General features: G+C 37.8%; 14 protein-coding genes. 9 read left to right on the top strand and 5 right to left on the bottom strand.

Annotated elements, in window-relative coordinates:
* Positions 1-3 precede the first annotated feature (3 nt).
* Positions 4-1,278: a histidinol dehydrogenase gene (gene hisD / locus CJF42_RS00855; RefSeq protein ID WP_095364853.1), complete on the bottom strand. Its 1,275-nt coding sequence runs from the start codon at positions 1,276-1,278 to the stop codon at positions 4-6.
* A gap of 119 nt (positions 1,279-1,397) precedes the next feature.
* Here hisD and CJF42_RS00850 point away from each other — a divergent pair, with 119 nt between their 5' ends.
* Together CJF42_RS00850 and CJF42_RS00845 are read left to right on the top strand one after the other, a co-directional pair.
* Complete coding sequence (locus tag CJF42_RS00850) at positions 1,398-2,138, top strand: SDR family NAD(P)-dependent oxidoreductase (RefSeq protein ID WP_095364852.1); 741 nt, start codon at positions 1,398-1,400, stop codon at positions 2,136-2,138.
* Between the two features lie 39 nt (positions 2,139-2,177).
* Complete coding sequence (locus tag CJF42_RS00845) at positions 2,178-3,179, top strand: cupin domain-containing protein (protein WP_170940422.1); 1,002 nt, start codon at positions 2,178-2,180, stop codon at positions 3,177-3,179.
* Between the two features lie 29 nt (positions 3,180-3,208).
* On the opposite strand, the gene CJF42_RS00840 is transcribed toward CJF42_RS00845, so the two are convergent.
* The gene (locus tag CJF42_RS00840) at positions 3,209-4,087 is read right to left on the bottom strand and encodes a tetratricopeptide repeat protein (RefSeq protein WP_095364850.1); all 879 of its coding nucleotides are present in this window, start codon (positions 4,085-4,087) and stop codon (positions 3,209-3,211) included.
* 131 nt (positions 4,088-4,218) lie between these two features.
* Positions 4,219-7,311, bottom strand: coding sequence for an SdrD B-like domain-containing protein (locus CJF42_RS00835; RefSeq protein ID WP_095364849.1), 3,093 nt, complete (start codon positions 7,309-7,311; stop codon positions 4,219-4,221).
* 496 nt (positions 7,312-7,807) lie between these two features.
* Here CJF42_RS00835 and CJF42_RS00830 point away from each other — a divergent pair, with 496 nt between their 5' ends.
* The 6 genes from CJF42_RS00830 to CJF42_RS00805 all read left to right on the top strand — a co-directional run bounded on the left by CJF42_RS00830 (position 7,808) and on the right by CJF42_RS00805 (position 13,064).
* A complete protein-coding gene (locus CJF42_RS00830; RefSeq protein ID WP_095364848.1) occupies positions 7,808-8,560 on the top strand; it encodes a DUF3450 domain-containing protein in 753 nt (250 codons plus the stop codon).
* 99 nt (positions 8,561-8,659) lie between these two features.
* Positions 8,660-10,030, top strand: a complete 1,371-nt coding sequence (locus CJF42_RS00825; protein WP_095364847.1) for a MotA/TolQ/ExbB proton channel family protein — start codon at positions 8,660-8,662, stop codon at positions 10,028-10,030.
* A 3-nt stretch (positions 10,031-10,033) separates the two neighbouring features.
* Positions 10,034-10,561 (top strand): MotA/TolQ/ExbB proton channel family protein, encoded by a 528-nt coding sequence (locus tag CJF42_RS00820; RefSeq protein ID WP_095364846.1) that lies wholly within the window; start codon positions 10,034-10,036, stop codon positions 10,559-10,561.
* 75 nt (positions 10,562-10,636) lie between these two features.
* A complete protein-coding gene (locus tag CJF42_RS00815) occupies positions 10,637-11,047 on the top strand; it encodes an ExbD/TolR family protein (RefSeq protein ID WP_095364845.1) in 411 nt (136 codons plus the stop codon).
* A gap of 23 nt (positions 11,048-11,070) precedes the next feature.
* A complete protein-coding gene (locus CJF42_RS00810) occupies positions 11,071-11,676 on the top strand; it encodes an energy transducer TonB (protein ID WP_095364844.1) in 606 nt (201 codons plus the stop codon).
* A gap of 80 nt (positions 11,677-11,756) precedes the next feature.
* Positions 11,757-13,064: a tetratricopeptide repeat protein gene (locus tag CJF42_RS00805; protein WP_095364843.1), complete on the top strand. Its 1,308-nt coding sequence runs from the start codon at positions 11,757-11,759 to the stop codon at positions 13,062-13,064.
* A gap of 22 nt (positions 13,065-13,086) precedes the next feature.
* On the opposite strand, the gene CJF42_RS00800 is transcribed toward CJF42_RS00805, so the two are convergent.
* Complete coding sequence (locus CJF42_RS00800; protein ID WP_095364842.1) at positions 13,087-13,551, bottom strand: RES family NAD+ phosphorylase; 465 nt, start codon at positions 13,549-13,551, stop codon at positions 13,087-13,089.
* A gap of 40 nt (positions 13,552-13,591) precedes the next feature.
* Positions 13,592-14,035, bottom strand: coding sequence for an Xre family toxin-antitoxin system antitoxin (locus CJF42_RS00795; protein ID WP_095364841.1), 444 nt, complete (start codon positions 14,033-14,035; stop codon positions 13,592-13,594).
* A gap of 385 nt (positions 14,036-14,420) precedes the next feature.
* Between CJF42_RS00795 and CJF42_RS00790 the strand changes: the two genes are divergently transcribed.
* On the top strand, positions 14,421-17,198 hold the full coding sequence (locus tag CJF42_RS00790) for a beta-helix domain-containing protein (RefSeq protein WP_095364840.1): 2,778 nt from the start codon (positions 14,421-14,423) through the stop codon (positions 17,196-17,198).
* The last annotated feature ends 40 nt before the right edge of the window (positions 17,199-17,238 follow it).

The raw sequence follows: 17,238 nt of genomic DNA, 5'->3' as shown, positions 1-17,238 counted from the left end.
AGTTTACCCTTTATATCTTCTTAAGCGGATATCCGCTTGCTCCTTATGCCCTGCAAAACCTTCAACAGCACACAGTCGAGAGCAATACTCGCCAACAACAACAGAAGCTTCTTCGGTTGCGCTTTGGAAAGTACAGGTTTTAATAAATTTACCTACCCATAATCCGCCAGTATAACGTGCAGCCTTACGAGTTGGAAGTGTATGGTTAGTTCCAATACATTTATCACCATAAGATACGTTTGTTTCAGGGCCTAAAAATAACGCACCAAAGTTACGCATATTTTCTTTGAAGTAAGGTACATTTTGAGTCATTATTTGTACATGTTCAAAGGCTAAGTCGTTAGCAACTTCTACCATTTCTTCGTAAGTATCACATACGATTACTTCACCATAATCTTTCCAAGCAGCACCAGCTACTTCAGCTGTTGGTAAAATGGTTAATTGCCTTTCTATTTCAGCTAACGTGTCTTTAGCTAAAGCTTCGCTATTGGTTAATAAAATAGCAGGTGAAGTTGGGCCATGCTCCGCTTGACCTAATAGATCTGCGGCACATAATTCACCATCAACACTATCATCTGCAATGACTAAAGTTTCAGTTGGTCCTGCAAATAAATCAATGCCTACACGTCCAAACAATTGTCGTTTAGCTTCTGCAACAAATGCGTTACCAGGACCCACTATCATATCAACAGGTGGTATACTCTCAGTTCCAACAGCCATAGCTGCAATCGCTTGCACTCCGCCAAAACAATAAATCTCATCAGCGCCAGCAAGGTCCATCGCTACAACAATGGCGGGAGAGGGTCGGCCATCAAAAGGAGGTGCTGCAGCAATTACGCGTTTTACACCAGCAACTTTTGCTGTCACCACACTCATATGTGCAGAAGCAACAAGCGGGTATTTACCACCGGGTACATAACAGCCAACACTTTCCATCGGAATGTGTTTATGGCCTAAAGTAACGCCAGGTAAAGTTTCAACTTCAACGTCTTTCATAGAGTCTCGTTGAATTTGAGCAAAATTCCTAACTTGTTCTTGTGCCCATTTTATGTCTTCAATGATATTATCATCAAGCTCGTCATAGCAGGCTTGAATTTCTTCTTTAGCCAACCTAAATGACTCCGGATTCCATTTGTCGAATTTTTCAGAGTACTGTGAAATGGCTTGATCACCATTAGTTTCAATATCTTCAATTATTGTTTCCACAGTAGACTTAACCTGCTGTAAAAACTCTTTTTTATCTTCTTCTTCTTTACCTTTCTTTAAATGTTTAATCACTGTGACATCTCCTGTTGATTTGATTTTAATAAAATTATATTTTTAATCTTTACTTGAATATGAATTAATCCTACGTAATAATGACTTCGAATGCAATAATGAATTTCAGGATATTTTATATGAGTTTTAATAAGGGGTTATTTACCAATAAAACTATTTTGGTAGCAGGTGCAGGTAAAGGAATTGGGCTAGCTTGTGCAACTATGGCTGCGCAATACGATGCAAATGTCATTGCGGTTGCAAGGACGCAAGCAGACTTAGACAAATTAATCGTGCTTTATCCAGATAATATTACCGGATGGGCAATGGATGTAACCAGTGAGTCGTTTTTTCAAAAACTAAAGGCATTACCTGTTTTACATGGTTTAGTAAATAATGCGGGTATTAACCGTGTTGGTCAAATGTTAGGTCAAACTGATGAAAACATTGATGCTGTGATCGACCTTAATATTCGTACTTTATATAAAATCTCTCAAGCTGCTATCACTCCGATGCTTAATTCTGGTGGTGCTTCCATTGTTAATATGTCATCACAAATGGGGTTTGTAGGCTCACCTAATCGCACTTTGTATTGTATGAGTAAACATGCAGTAGAAGGCGTAACCAAAGCCATGGCAGTGGAACTTGCAGAGCATAATATCCGTGTAAATACGGTTGCGCCTACATTTGTTTTAACCCCAATGACAGAGCCCATGTTTAAAGATGAAGCATTTCATAAATTTGTTTTTGACATGATCCCACTGAGTCGCTTGGCCAAAGTCGATGATATTGCAAATAGTTGTACATTTTTATTGAGTGAATTGGCATCAATGATCACAGGTACAAGCATCAAAGTCGATGGCGGTTGGACCGCTAGATAATCAATAACTCTCATTGAATTTTAAGAAACAGGATAAATAATTATGATACTCGCGAATCGATTAATCAGATATTCAGATCTCAAACCTTGTACTAATGCTTTCATTGATACGCGTAGTCCAGGAAGTGATAAAAAAGAAAATTTTACATTGATTGGGCCTGGAGTTGCTGAAAATCCAGACCAACATATCCATATTTCTATTCCTCATGGTTTTAACATTGGCGGAGCACGCCAGCCAGCAGGATGTTTAAATTCACAACATAGTCATTTAACAGAAGAGGTTTTTGTAATTCACCAAGGAACTTGGTCATTTATAAGTGGTGTAAATGCTGATGATGGTAAAGTAATTTTAAATAAAGGCGATATCATTTCAATTCCGACGGATATTTTTAGAGGGTTTGAAAATGTGGGGGATGATATTGGTTATCTTCATGCTGTATTAGGGGGAGATGATCCGGGTCGTGTATTGTGGGCACCACAGGTATTTGAACTTGCGAAAGAATATGGATTAGTTTTATTAGAAGATGGTAGCTTGGTTGATACAACTTCAGGTGAAACTATTCCGGATGATAAAGAGCCTATGCCGATTACTTCAGCTCAACAAATTGCAGAACATAGAGTTGTAGATAGCGTAGATATGGAGTCTATAGTACAGCGTTTTGATACATTTTCTTGGAATAAAAATACTGGTCTAGCACAGTTTGATGGTGTTGAAGAAGTTGCGTTAGTTGGTCCTGAAAATCAAAGTGAAGACCTACCTGCAGCTAAGTTAGACTGGCAACATAATTTTGTTGTACGTGGACTTAAATTAAAAAAACATGCTGAAATACCTGAACATATTCGATATGAAGAGGAAGTAATTTTTGTTCAGCAAGGACAGTTTGAAATAACGGCTAGCGGTGAAACTTTGTTATTAGGCAAAGGGGATACTTTCACTACACCCATTGATCTTGCACGCAGTTTCAAGCAAAAAGGGGAAGAAGAGTGTATTTTATATATCACTCGCCGCCATAATAACCCTAAAGCACCTACGTTTATTTAAAAATATCAGAGGAATAACAAGATCATTAATTAAAAATAACTACTAGTTAACCTTGCGACGAGTGCCTGTACTTGCCGAGATTGTTGCTTATGATGAGATAAGCTTTTTATGGCTGCTAATGCTAAGAGTATCGTATGCTTTACTTGAGATGTTTGTTGTAGTTGTTGATAAATAACCATCTTTTTTTCTAACAATAATGCTTTGCGCAAACCAGCGGCGTTTTTTAGTAGTGTGTCGGTTAATTGTATGGCATGGTTATATTGCTGTAGAGCAAGGTGTAGTTTTATTGCAGGGTCAGCTAGACTGCTAATGGTTCCTAAGGTGTTAATACCTTGATGTAATATGGTTAATGCAAGTTGTTGACCTTGATCAGGCAATTTTTGTGCGGTGATGGCGGCATGTAAAAAGTCATTTGGTTGGGGTTGTTGTTGTAAGTTAAGAGCAGTTTGATAAAAACTCACGGCTTCACTAATCGCGTGTTCGGCTAAGTGAATATCACCAAGTAATCGATTGGCTTTAATTTTTCCTGCCGGGTTTTTGGCTTGTTGATAGAAACGCAGAATTTGCTGTTCGGCGCTTTGATAATTATTTAAGTGAAAGTTAGCTTGGGCCGCGTAATAAAGTGCATCACTATGCTCGGTTTCAAGCTGTAATACTTGTTGTAAATCGTGCAAGGCGGCATGATATTGTTTGTTTTTGTATTTTAACTTACCCGACTGTACTAATAAGTGAATGTTATGCTGGTTATGAGGATGTTGATTTAATTGGTGGTTGAGGCTGTGAATACGATGTGTTAAATCATTGTGAGCAATAACATAGGGGCTTATGCTAAGTAAGAATGGGATAACTACTTTTAGTACTGTTACTGGATATTTAATGATGTGATTCGCTAACATAACAGATTTCATTGATAATTTATAAATTTAAAAGCAAAGGACTAAGGTGGCCTAGCCCCTTACTGGTGTTATTATTACCGTATATAGCTTAAATACGGCTTAAGTTATATAGTTACGCTATGGTGTTGTTACATTTAACGATACTATTCTGGGCTATATACTTGTATTTCACTGATTTCATAACCCTCTGTATTTCCTTGACTACGGGCTTCGGCATATAGGCGTATATAACGATAATGGCCTGTTATAGATACGTTGTCGGTACGCGTACCAAAAGTGCCATCGGTTTGTTGTGATAATGTATCCCAGCTAGCATTGTTTAACGAGCCTTGTATGATGTAGTCGCTTGGGGTGAGCTGTTGCCAAAATATTTTCACTTTGGCAAGATCATAGGCTTGACCTAAATCAATGATAAACCAACTAGAATTTCCCCAGTAACTTGACCAGCTTGTGGTTAAATCGCCGTCAATAGCTAAGCTTGCGGCTTGTAATTCACTACTGCCTTCTGCTTGTACTATCGGTAATAAGTATTGGTTATCACCACTGCTGTCGCCGCTGTCAGTGTTTAACGTGAAGCTTAAGTCGTATAAGTTAAATTGCGCGCCATCGGCAACAAATTTTAGTAAATGCTGTCCTTGGCTAAGGCCAATGTTAATTAAGCTTTTACTTTGCCATGACTGCCAGCTACCTGTCGCTGGGGCGGTAATGGTGCCGGTAATATTTTCACCGTCTAATTCAAGATGGAAAGCACTACCAACACTGGCTGAAGCAAGTCGGACATCAATGTTATATAGACCCGTTTCAGCAATATTTACCGTATAGTTTAGCCATTCTCCGTTATTGATCCAGCCAAGGTTACAGCCTAAGCTACCTTGTTCCGTATCTACATTATCGCTACGGTTGTGGCAACTGTTGCCTGAATTACCTGCACTTGTGTCATAGTAACTAATGCCCGCGCCGCCTTGATCATACGAAGTTGCTAGAATCACACCTGGAATTGCTTGGCCTTCGCTTATAATTTCATCTTGGTATAAGCCAATATCAATATGCGTTGTGTTACTAGCAGCGGTTAGGCTTAACATGGGGCTTGTGGCGGTTGCTATTGCTATGTCGCTATTAAAGTTACGGTCATTACCCTGGTTTTCAGGGCTAATATTGTAAATTCCGGGGGTGAATTTTATGCTATAGTTGCCAGCGTTAAGGTTAGTAAAACTGTATTCACCTTGGCCATTAGTGGTTTTACTGGCAACAATATTTCCTTGTTGATTTATTAATTGTACAGCAATTGCAGCTAAATGAGTTTCATTGCTGTTACGGATCCCATTTTTATCTTGATCAAGCCAAGCTAAGCCGGAAATACTGGCTTTTTGTGGTGGTAATTCACCACTTTTACTTATGGTGAAATAGTCTTGTACTGCGCCGTTGTCATCAATAAAACGGGTATTTAAGGTGAGTCCGTCTACTTCAATAATAAGTGAGCCTAATTCGTTTAACGAGGTAAACATGGCAGCATGGTCAAGTGCACCACCGCTTTTTTTACCTGAGCTACCTGCGGTTATATATACTGCCCCTTGGTGTGCCGGGTTACCTTGTGCTTTGGTGTAAGCACCAGTGCCATCGGCATGACCACCGTTAGCGTCTATGGCGTGTTGGCTATTACTAAAAGTGTTTGACAAACCGTAGTGACCGTCAATAAATTTAGTTCTTTCATAAGAATGGCTGTGGCCATTGAGTACTAAGTCTACGCCATTTTGTTCTAATATAGGTAAAAAGTTTTCTCGCATTTGAATTAAATCACTTTCAGTGTCTGAGTTATGCGAGCCTTTGGTGTAAGGAGGGTGATGCCAAAATGCGATGGTCCAATCGGCGGTTGCTTGTTGTATATCGTTTTGCATCCAGCTGATCATGCTGCCGTCAAGGTGGCGCGAGGTTTCAAAAGAGTCGAGAACAATAAAATGTATGTTGCCATAATCAAAAGAATAATAAGCTTCGGTGCCAGAAGCAACACCGCCAATTTCGCCTTGACGTGGAAAAGTAAAAATATCGTAATAAGGACCAGACTCTGTCTCTGAATCGGCACTGTGTCCGTCATGGTTTCCTAACGTTGACCATACTGGAGTGGTACGTAATAGTTGTGGGTACATGTCAAATACCGCTTCTTGGTATTCGTGATCTAACCCGTCGCTGTAGGCGTTGTCACCTAACATAATAAATAAGTCAGTATATTGGCTACCGGTTTCTGCTAAATAGGCATTGTAAACATTACGCTGGTTATTGTTTTTGGTACCGGCATCACCAACTACCCACATACGGGTTGGTGTCGCTGTACCTGGTGTGGGTGAAGTTTCAAAATAGGTTGAGTTGTCGCCAAGTAATATACCGTCGTTGCCGGTTGAACCAATACTATAATAATAACGTGTATCTGCCGACAACCCAGATAAGACCACTTCATGCTCTGTAGTCACTTGGCTACTGCTAACACTTTGATCTAACGTATTAGGATCAGTGCCATATAGCACTAAACTGTCGGTTGATCCGTCAGTACGCCACTTTATTGTCATACGTGAGTCTGAGCCCATTTGTAAATAAGGGCCACGCAATAAGCTACCGTCACCGGGGGAAATTTCACCTGCACTGGTGATTAAGCTTAAATCAAAACTAACGTCTGAACTGCCAGAACTTGCTTGATGCACTTCAACGGCAATAAGATTACTGCCGTTGACTAATAAGTCAGCCGATAGTGTTTTGCTAAAATATTCTTTTTCACCACTGCCGCCAGCGGCATTTGTGGCAGGAGTTAAATAGTTAATACTACCTTGAGGTAGGTTAGAGCGAAATACTTCTTGACCATTGAGATATACAACAGCGCCATCATCACGTAATAAATTTAAGGTTAAGCCGTCTACTGTGCTGGTGTCGGTTACTTGAAAGAAGTGACGAAAATAACTGGTAATATATTTACTACTTCTGCTGTCGCCGTAGCTAATAACCGTGCTTTCGTCACCGTCGCCATAACCTAATTGCCCAGCACCTTGTGCCCAGCTGGTGTCATTAAAGCTGCTGGTTGTCCAACTACTGGAAAGTTCACTGCCATTGTCTAAATAGCGCCAAGTAGCACCTTTATCTATTAAGTTGTTGGCTACAGTTAATGCTGAAAATAAGCTGAGCACTAAAGCGATAGAAATATGCTTGACTACGGTGTAACTGTGTTGTTTTTTTTGGGGATGTTCTGTCATATATTCTGACTCCATTCGTTTTTTTATTTTTTTCAGTGGCTTACAGTGGAATAATAAATACTCTCATAAACGGGTTAATATCAGCTAACAGATATATTGAACAGTACAACGGCTAATAGGTGTTGGACGGCATATTACATCTGGTTAAATATAGTAGCTCTTTACATTATTACTGTAAGCGCTTTCATGGTAAATGTTTTTTTTAAATTTACAATTAATTAATTATTTATTTTAATTTTACTTTTTCAGGGAAAGAGTAATAAATGCTCTAGCTGAACCTGTTGTTAATAAATCGCTATACTTTTATTATCTATTGAAGGTTTTTTGTTAGTTTTTATGGGATTGTTATCATTAATGTAAGATTCCCTTGCCCTGTAAATAAAATGACATATTTTTAAAATAAAAGTGTCACCTATTCGAAATCTAAGTGTCATTATTTCCACCTAAAATTCTCTGTAATGTTTTTGTAAAATAACTTACCTATAGGGTTATAGTGATGAAATGCGTTAAACCTCTGTTGTTAGCGACAACAATTGCAATGAGCTTCAATAACTTTGCCAGCGACCTAGATAAAGTGATTGATTCTAGTAAAAAGATCAATCAATCAGCAATGAAATCACAAGATAAAATCGATAAAATTGCAGATTCAATGCAAGCAAGATTACAGCAATTTAAGACTTTAAATAAAGAAATTGATGGACTTGAGGTTTATAACCAGCAAATCACCAAACAAATTAGCAATCAGATCATAGAAATGGATGATTTAAATACATCTATGGATCAAGTGTCTGTTATTGAACGCCAAATAACACCTTTAATGCTACGTATGATTACCGGTCTTGAGCAATTTATTGAATTAGATATCCCTTTTTTAACGCAAGAGCGTACAGAGCGAATCAATAAGCTTAAAAGCATGATGGATAAAGCAGATATTACTTCAAGTGAAAAATTCAGACGTATTTTAGAATCATATCAAGTTGAAGTGGATTATGGCCGAACAATTGAAGCATATACACAGCTATTGACTGTTGATGGCATGGAGCGTGAAGTTGATTATTTACGGATTGGCCGCTTAGATTTTATTTATTTGACACGTGATGGTAAAAAAGCGGGTATTTGGGATAAAGAAACGCAATCTTTTATCGCTTTACCTGATTCTAATATCAGTCAAATCAGCAAAGGGTTACGTATCGCACGTAAGCAACTTGCTCCGAATATGATCAGTTTACCAGTTCAAGCTACGGAATAACTGGGCGAATATAGATGAAATCATTACGAAAAAAATTACAGCTTAGTAAGCAATATATCCATCTTTTATCAGTACAAGTAGCAGAGTAGGGAAATAGCAATGAAATTTATCAAATCACTTATTTTAACCAGTGTGCTAGCGACTGCTACTTATGCAAATGCGCAAGCAGTAAACCTAGATGAGCTCTTAAAAACAATAGACCAAGGTCAAAAAGCACAAGCGGCAGAAAATATTTCTCGTGAAAAGGCGTTTATTGCTAGTCAGTCAGAACAAGCTACAAAGTTAAAAAAAATTACTCAAAGTAGAAATAATCTATTACAACAATCTTCAACTTTAGAAACACAATTTGAAGAAAATGAAATTAAATTAGCAAACCTAACCGGTGCCCTTAATACAAAAATGGGTTCTTTAAAAGAACTATTTGGTGTTTTACAGCAAGTTGCGGGCGATACTAAAAATAAATTTGCCACATCAAATGTATCCGCTGAACTGCCGGGTCGTGGCGTATTTATGGATGAGTTAGCCCAAAAAATGGGTGCTAGTTCTAAACTTGCTTCAATTGAAGACATTGAAAAAGTGTGGTTTGAATTACAACGTGAAATGACAGAGCAAGGTAAAGTGAAACGCTTTGAGTCTGAAGTTATTGTTGCTGGAGGGGAAAAAATTAGGCAAGAAGTGGTGCGTGTTGGTGCCTTTAACTTAATTTCAAATGGTAAATACCTTCAGTACAACGATACCACTAATACTTTAGCTGAATTAACCCGCCAACCAACGGGTCGATTTTTAGCAAGTGCCCAAGCATTGCAAGACGCCAAATCTGGTTTTGTTGACTTTACCTTAGACCCAACAGGTGGTTCGATTTTAGGGCTATTAGTTCAAGCCCCTAAAATTGAAGAACAGGTTCATCAAGGTGGAATTGTGGGTTATGTGATTTTAGCTGTAGGTGTTATTGCATTACTGATTTCATTAGAGCGCTTTATTTCTTTGTTTTTTATTGGTGGTAAAATGCGTCGTCAATTAAAAGATAAAGTAGCACGTGATGATAATCCACTAGGTCGCGTAATGAAAGTGAAAGACCAATTCCCACATGTTGCTTATGACACATTAGAGCTGAAACTAAGTGAAGCAATTTTACGTGAAATGCCAAAGATCACACGTAACCTAACGTTAATAAAGATTATCTCTGTTGTCGCACCCTTGCTTGGTTTATTAGGTACTGTAACCGGAATGATAAATACCTTCCAAGCTATCACTTTATTTGGCACCGGCGATCCTAAACTGATGGCTGGTGGTATTTCACAAGCACTTGTAACAACGGTATTAGGCTTAGTGGTAGCGATACCAACAGTATTTATTTATACCATTTTAAATACGCGTTCTAAAGGCTTGTTATTAACTTTACAAGAGCAAAGCGCAGGGATCATTGCTGAACGTAGTGAAGTTAATGAGCCAAGTAAAGAGGGAGTGTAAATCATGGTTCTGATTCTGGATGCTATTACTGCTATCCGTGAATTTTTAGACACGGGTGGCCAAGTATTAGTTGTCATTGGTGTGCTGATATTTGCAATGTGGTTATTTATATTAGAGCGCTTTATTTTCTTATTTGGTGGGTTTAAAGCGTATAAAAAATCATTACAAGCAACTTGGTTTGGCCGTAAAGAACGTAATAGCTGGAATGCGCAACAAATAAAGCAAGCTAATGTATCAAGAGCATCAATGAAACTTGATGCCAACTTGCCAATGATAAACGTTATGGTCGCGCTTTGCCCATTATTAGGTTTGATGGGAACAGTGACTGGCATGATTGAAGTTTTTGATGTGATGGCAATTACTGGTACTGGCAGTGCACGTTCTATGGCTTCAGGAGTATCAAAAGCGACAATTCCAACAATGGCTGGAATGGTTGGTGCGTTATCAGGAGTTTTTGCATCTACTTATTTACAGCGCAAAGTAAAAAGAGAAGTAGAACTGTTAGAAGATAAGATGGTTTTAGATCATTAAAACAGTTTAGACAGCTAATTAGAGCGAGACGCTCGCTCTAATTATTTCACTCAACATAGTGATGAGAGCAAGATTATGAGAGCACCATTAGCACAAATTTTTCAAGAAGATGAAGCCGAAGAAATTAATATGACACCGATGCTAGATGTTGTATTTATCATGCTGATTTTCTTTATTGTAACAGCTACTTTTGTAAAAGAGTCTGGTATTGATGTCAATCGCCCTGAAGCGGCTACGGCTGTGAAAAAAGAACGTGCAAATATACTTGTTGCGATTTCTGATGAAGGTGTTGTTTGGATCAACAAACGTCAAATAGATATTCGTGCAGTACAAGCAAATATCGAGCGTTTAAAAGCTGAAAATCCACAAGGTTCAGTGGTGATCCAAGCAGATAAAAAATCAACAACAGATACTTTAATTAAAGTAATGGATGCAGCTCGTGCGGCAGGTGTTTTTGATGTATCGATCGCTGCGCAAGAAGCATAGTTGATAACAAGAGGATAAAAACAATGCGTTATTTAGTGTCATTTTTTATCGCAGTATTTATTACTTTGGCTTTATTTTGGGGTATGCAGTCTTTAATACAAAGTGGCGATGGTCAGCTAAGTGAGACTACCAAAGGCAATGTATTGGACTTTGTGCGTTTGAAAACAGAGCAAGCGGTTGAGAAAAAACAACGTAAACCGCAAAAGCCCCCAAAACCTAAAGAGCCACCACCACCTATGAATTCACCAAAAATGGATCAAAGCAATGCACAAGCTCAAACAGGTCATTTTGATTTTGGTGCCAATATTGAAGCTGATCTTAATTTAGCGAGTGGATTATCTTTAGGATCAAGTGATGGTGAATATTTACCAATTGTCAAAGTATCGCCTGTCTATCCTAGGCGTGCATTATCTCGTGGCATTGAAGGTTATGTTATCGTTGAATTTACGGTAACTAAAAGTGGCACAGTGACAACGCCAATAGTTGTAAATGCAAAACCGCAAGGTATTTTTGATCGTGCTGCAATGGATGCTGCCCTTAAATTTAAATATAAGCCGCGTGTTGTAAATGGTGAAGCTGTTGAAGTAGCTGGTGTGCAAAATAAAATTAGTTTTCAAATCAGCGGTTAATTAATCTATGCCTAAACCTCATCAGTAGATTTAGGTATAAATAGGCGTTTTCATTCGCCTTTTTATAAGAGAGAGCTCAAATGAAATTATTAAAATCAACTTTAATCTATAGTGCTTATTTTACTGCTGCTATTACTTTACCGAGTATCAGCGCGATTATTCCAGGTATCAATGTTGATAGTGTTTTTGCCAATGAAGTGAAAACTAAAAAAGTACCTTCGTTAAGAAATAAAGTTTATTCGCAATTAGCAAGAGCACAGAAATTAGCAGATGACGGTAAAGTTGATAAAGGTTTGGCTGCACTTGATGATATTCAACGTAAAAAATCGAGTATGAATGATTATGAAGTTGCAATGATGTATAACTTTTATGGTTTCATTCATTACAATCAAAATGATCTAGCAAAAGCTATGGCAGCTTTTGAGTTAGTTGTTGCTCAAGAAGCGGTCCCTGAATCATTAAAGCTTTCTACATTATTTAGCCTAGCGCAACTGGCTATGGCTGATGGAAAATATAAAAAAGTAGCATCTTATTTAGCGCGTTGGGATAAAGTAAATACAAAGCCTAAAACGGATGCTTATTATGTATTAAAGTCACAAGCTTTATATCAAGATAAACAATATCAATCATCACTTGAAAGCATTTCACAAGCAATTTCGCTTGTTGAAGATAAGCAACAAATACCAAAAGAGAATTGGTTAGTATTACAACGTGCCTTATATTACTCTTTAAATAAATCTCAGCAAGTTGCTGACGTATTGGAAAAAATGGTTAAGTTATTTAATAAACCTGAATATTGGCTGCAATTAGGCAAGATGTATGGCGAGTTAGGTGAAGAAACTAAACAGTTGGCAATCTTAGAAGCAGCTAAACAGCAAGGTTTTATTACTAAAAAATCTGATATTCGTAACTTAGCACAAGTTTATTTATTTAACGGTTTAGCTTTTAAAGCTGCGCAAACAATGGAGTCTGGTTTAAATACGGGTTTAATTGAAAATACCAATAAAAACTTGGCTTTTGTTGCAGAGTCTTTCATGCAAGCAAAGGAGGATAAAAAAGCGATTACATTTTTTGATAAAGCTTCAAAATTAACGCCAACAGGCGAATACGATCAAAGATTAGCTGAACTGTATTTAAATAATGAAATGTTTGAAGAGGCAGCTGATTCAGCACGTGAAGCCTTAGATAAAGGTCTTAAAAATGGGGAGTCTAACTCATATATTGCATTAGGTATGGCGCAGTATAATTTAGAAAACTTTGATGCTTCTATTTTGGCGTTCGAACAAGCTGAAAAACACAAAAAAGCAAAAAAATTAGCATCACAATGGCTTAAGTTTGTAAAACGTGAACAACTCAATGCAAAAGCTATGAGAACAGCTTATTTGTAAATCAGGATAAGTCGCCTGACTTTTATTTAACTAAACGGTTATCAAACTTAAAATCTAGTTTTATGTGAGTTGATAAAGCTTTTGGAAAGTTAACATGTTTAATATTTATTAAATAGTTAGCTTCTCTGATGACGATAGTAGAAGGGATTTTTAGGGCGAGACTAGAATTGGATTTTAGCCAATCGTCACCAATTTCAGCAGTCTCTGAAGGTGCAGGATCTGCTTGCCAGCAATCAGGTAAAAATTCATGGTTTAATTCCATGATATCTGCAGGATTAATATCAACGGTAAATAAGGTGTAATGATCTAAGGTATCTGAATTATCTAAATGTACTAGTATTTCTAGAATCGCAAGAGACTCAGAACTAGCTAAATATACACAAGATTGCCCTTTACTATTCCAACGTCCGCCATAAAGCCTTGCACCTTCACCATCAAAAGCAGAATCAGCCCATTTAGTTTTTACGATACGATAAGCTGTGATCATACTGATTTAGTGTTGCTTTTAAGAAACTTAATATATATGTTCACGCAAAAACACCATGCTCTAAACGACCAATTAAATCCAACACCGCTTCAGTTTCTGCAGATGTTGCAAGCATATCAACAGGACGTTTATTGCCAAGACCTCTCACTTGGCTTTTAAGCCATAGAGACGCGCTGTCATTATTGCCTTCAAATAAATCTAAAGCAGCTTTAAATACTTCAGCAAAACGATATAAACGATCGCTTTCATCTCGGTTAAACTTGCCTGATTTTGCTCTACGTTGCAGTGTGGCACTGGCAATCACAGTGGCACTGGCTAGGTCTGATTTATCTAGACCTGATAATTTAGCAAGCTTAGAATAAACATCAAATGGAAATCCGTCATGTAAAGCTTGATGTAACTTTGGGCCGCGAGCAGGAAAGCCGACTTTTCCCCAAAAGCCCAAAGGTTTCTGGCTAGGTGTAAAAACATTAGCTTGATTCATATTATTGCTCCGAACTATCATTTGATTGGTTAAGTATATATCAAATGGTTTTTAAATCAATAATCAATTATTTTTTGCTTTCTTATACTTGCTATACCTTTATTTTAATATTGGTTTATTTTGAAAGAAGCGAATATAGAATGTCTCAAATTTGAAAAAATAGAGGAAAAACGAGAAAGGATTAAAAAAGAAATGGGCATAGAACTAGGTTTATAAAATCAGTATGCTGCAAAATGCATCAAGAAAATTTGATTTTGTATTTCATAAATTTAAAATAAAACTGTCATCTTTTCTTTAATAAATCGTCACCTAACTGTCACAAGAAATAATTACCTTATTGCATTAATTAATTTAGTTAAAAAATTAACACTTAGTGGAGATGGTAATGAAAGGTCCTGAATTATTTAAAGTAAGTATGCTAACTTGTGCTTTATCGCTAGCTGGTTGTGGTGGTGATATTAACTTAAATGTTGAAGGTGAAACTGTTGTAGCACCTACACCGACTACTCCACCAATTGGTGGTTCGGATAAAGTATTAGCTGGGGTTCATAGCCCAAGTCTTTCAGCAACGGTATCTGCTGCTTTAGGTAAAGATGTTACAGTTCAAGTTTTATCAGGGCGCATTACAGCTGATACAGAATTAACTACAGATGCATTTTGGGCACTAGATGGAGCCGTATTTGTTGGAAACGATAATGCAGATAGTGCAAGTCTTACAATTAATCCTGGTGCGGTTATATTCGGGAACAGCGGTAAAGATTATTTAGTTGTAAGTCGTGGTTCAAAAATTGAAGCGACTGGTACAAAAAATGACCCTATCATCATGACTTCTCTACAAGATGTTGTGGGTGATACAACAGCTTCAGGTCAGTGGGGTGGTGTTGTATTACTGGGTAATGCACCTTCAAATAAATGTCCTGCAGAGGGTGATTGTGCACTTCAAGTTGAAGGTGTTGAATCTGGTGCGGTATTCGGTGGTACTAACTGGGAAGATAATTCAGGTACTTTAAAATATGTTGTTGTTAAAAATGCAGGTTATGAAATCGCACCTGGTAACGAATTAAACGGTGTTACGTTCGGTGGTGTAGGTTCACAAACTGCAGTTGATTACTTACAAGTTCATAATAACTCAGATGACGGTGTTGAGTTCTTTGGTGGCGCTGTTAATGTTAAGCACTTAGTTTTAACAAGTAACGATGATGATAATGTTGACTGGGACAACGGCTATAAAGGTAAAATGCAGTTCGTTTATATCGAGCAAGATAAAAACGCTACAGATGCAAACCGCGCGATTGAAGCTGATAACGATGGTAAAAACCCTGCAAAAGATCCTAAATCTCAACCTATCATTTCTAACTTAACTGTTGTTGGTAATAACTTTAAAGGTGAAGATGAAGCAGAAGGTATCTATTTACGCGAAGGTACTGGCTTACACTTATATAACTCCGTTATTTCAGGTCCATCAGAAATGGGTGAGTGTTTTGAAATTGAAGGCATCCCTAAAAATTCTACTTTCACTGAAAGTGAAACAGTTAATAATGCTAATAACGGTCTTATCAAAGTAGAAAATACTGTTATGGCGTGTACTAACGATGAAAACTTTAAAAACCCTAAAGATACAGATGGTAACGTTTTACTTGACTTAGAGCCTTGGTTTACAGCACAAAATGGCAATAGCGTTAATGATAAAGCCATGATTGGTGTAAACGGTGAACCATTAGCAGGCTCTCCATTATTAGAAGCAGGTCAAGATGTAAACAACACTGTAGATTCTTTCTTTGATTCAGTTGATTTTATTGGTGCATTAGACGGACAAAATGACTGGCGTGAAGGTTGGGCATTTGGTTTTGGTGGCGGTGAAGTAACTGCACCAGCACAAGCTGCAGGTTGTCCAGCAGGTACACAGTCAATTTCACCAATTGATGGTTCAACTACAACATGTGAAATCAGTGGTCGTATTACTGCAAACTTAACGTTAACAGCGGGTAACTACTACGCACTAGATGGTGCAGTATTTGTTGGTGGCGATAAAGAAAATTCAGTAACTTTAACAATAGAGCCTGGTGTAACAGTTTATGGTCGTAACGGTGATGATTACATCGTTGTAAGCCGCGATTCAAAAATCATTGCAAATGGGTCACAAGATAAGCCTATTAGCTTTACTTCTAAGCAAGATGTTTTAGGTGAATCAACTTCTGCGGGTCAATGGGGTGGTATGGTATTACTTGGTAATGCACCATCAAATAAATGTCCAACAGATGGCTCGCAATGTGCGCTACAAGTTGAAGGTGTAGAAGCCGGTGCAGTATTTGGTGGAACAGACTCATCAGACAATTCAGGTATCTTGCGTTATGTGCGTGTTATGAATGCAGGTTATGAAGTTGCACCTGGTAACGAATTAAATGGTATTACGTTTGGTGGAATTGGTGCTGGCACGACGGTTGAGTATGTTCAAGTACACCAAAATGCTGATGATGGTGTGGAATTCTTTGGTGGTACAGTACAAGCAAAATACCTTGTATTAACAAGCATTCAGGATGACAGTATTGACTGGGATAATGGTTTCCAAGGTAAATTACAGCATGTATTAGTTAAACAAGCGGCAGACAACTCAGATGCAAATCGTGGTATCGAAGCGGATAACGATGGTAAAGCACCGGGTAAAACACCACGTTCAAATCCAACACTTGCGAATGTGACGATTATAGGTAATAACTTCAAAGGTGAAGATGAAGGTGAAGGTATTTACTTCCGAGAAGGTACTGGTGCACAAATGTATAATATAGTTGTAACGGGTGCCGAAGGTATGGGGGAGTGTTTAGAACTTGAAGGTATTCCTAAAGATTCAGCTTTCACAGAAAGTGAAACTATCAATAATACACAAGATGGCACTATTAAGTTTGTAAGCTCTGTGATTGCATGTTCTGAAAGCTTTAAAGACCCATCAGGTATTGATTTTAACTTAAGCGATTGGTGGCGTAATGTGCTTGGTAATACAGTAGCTCAAAGCCAAGAGAATGTCGTTAATGGTATCTTTACGACAGATGTAACAGTTGCAACTGATGTGAAAGCAATCGACGGTTTCTTTGATACAACAAACCATATAGGTGCAGTATCACAAGATAATAATTGGACAGCTGGTTGGACAGTCGGTCTGGAATAAGACTAATCCCACAGTATGCCAAGCTAGTAATAGTTTGGCA

Source organism: Pseudoalteromonas sp. NBT06-2 (assembly GCF_002276045.1).
In the GTDB taxonomy this organism is placed as follows: Bacteria; Pseudomonadota; Gammaproteobacteria; order Enterobacterales; family Alteromonadaceae; genus Pseudoalteromonas.
This window is presented reverse-complemented; position numbering and strand designations above follow the sequence as displayed.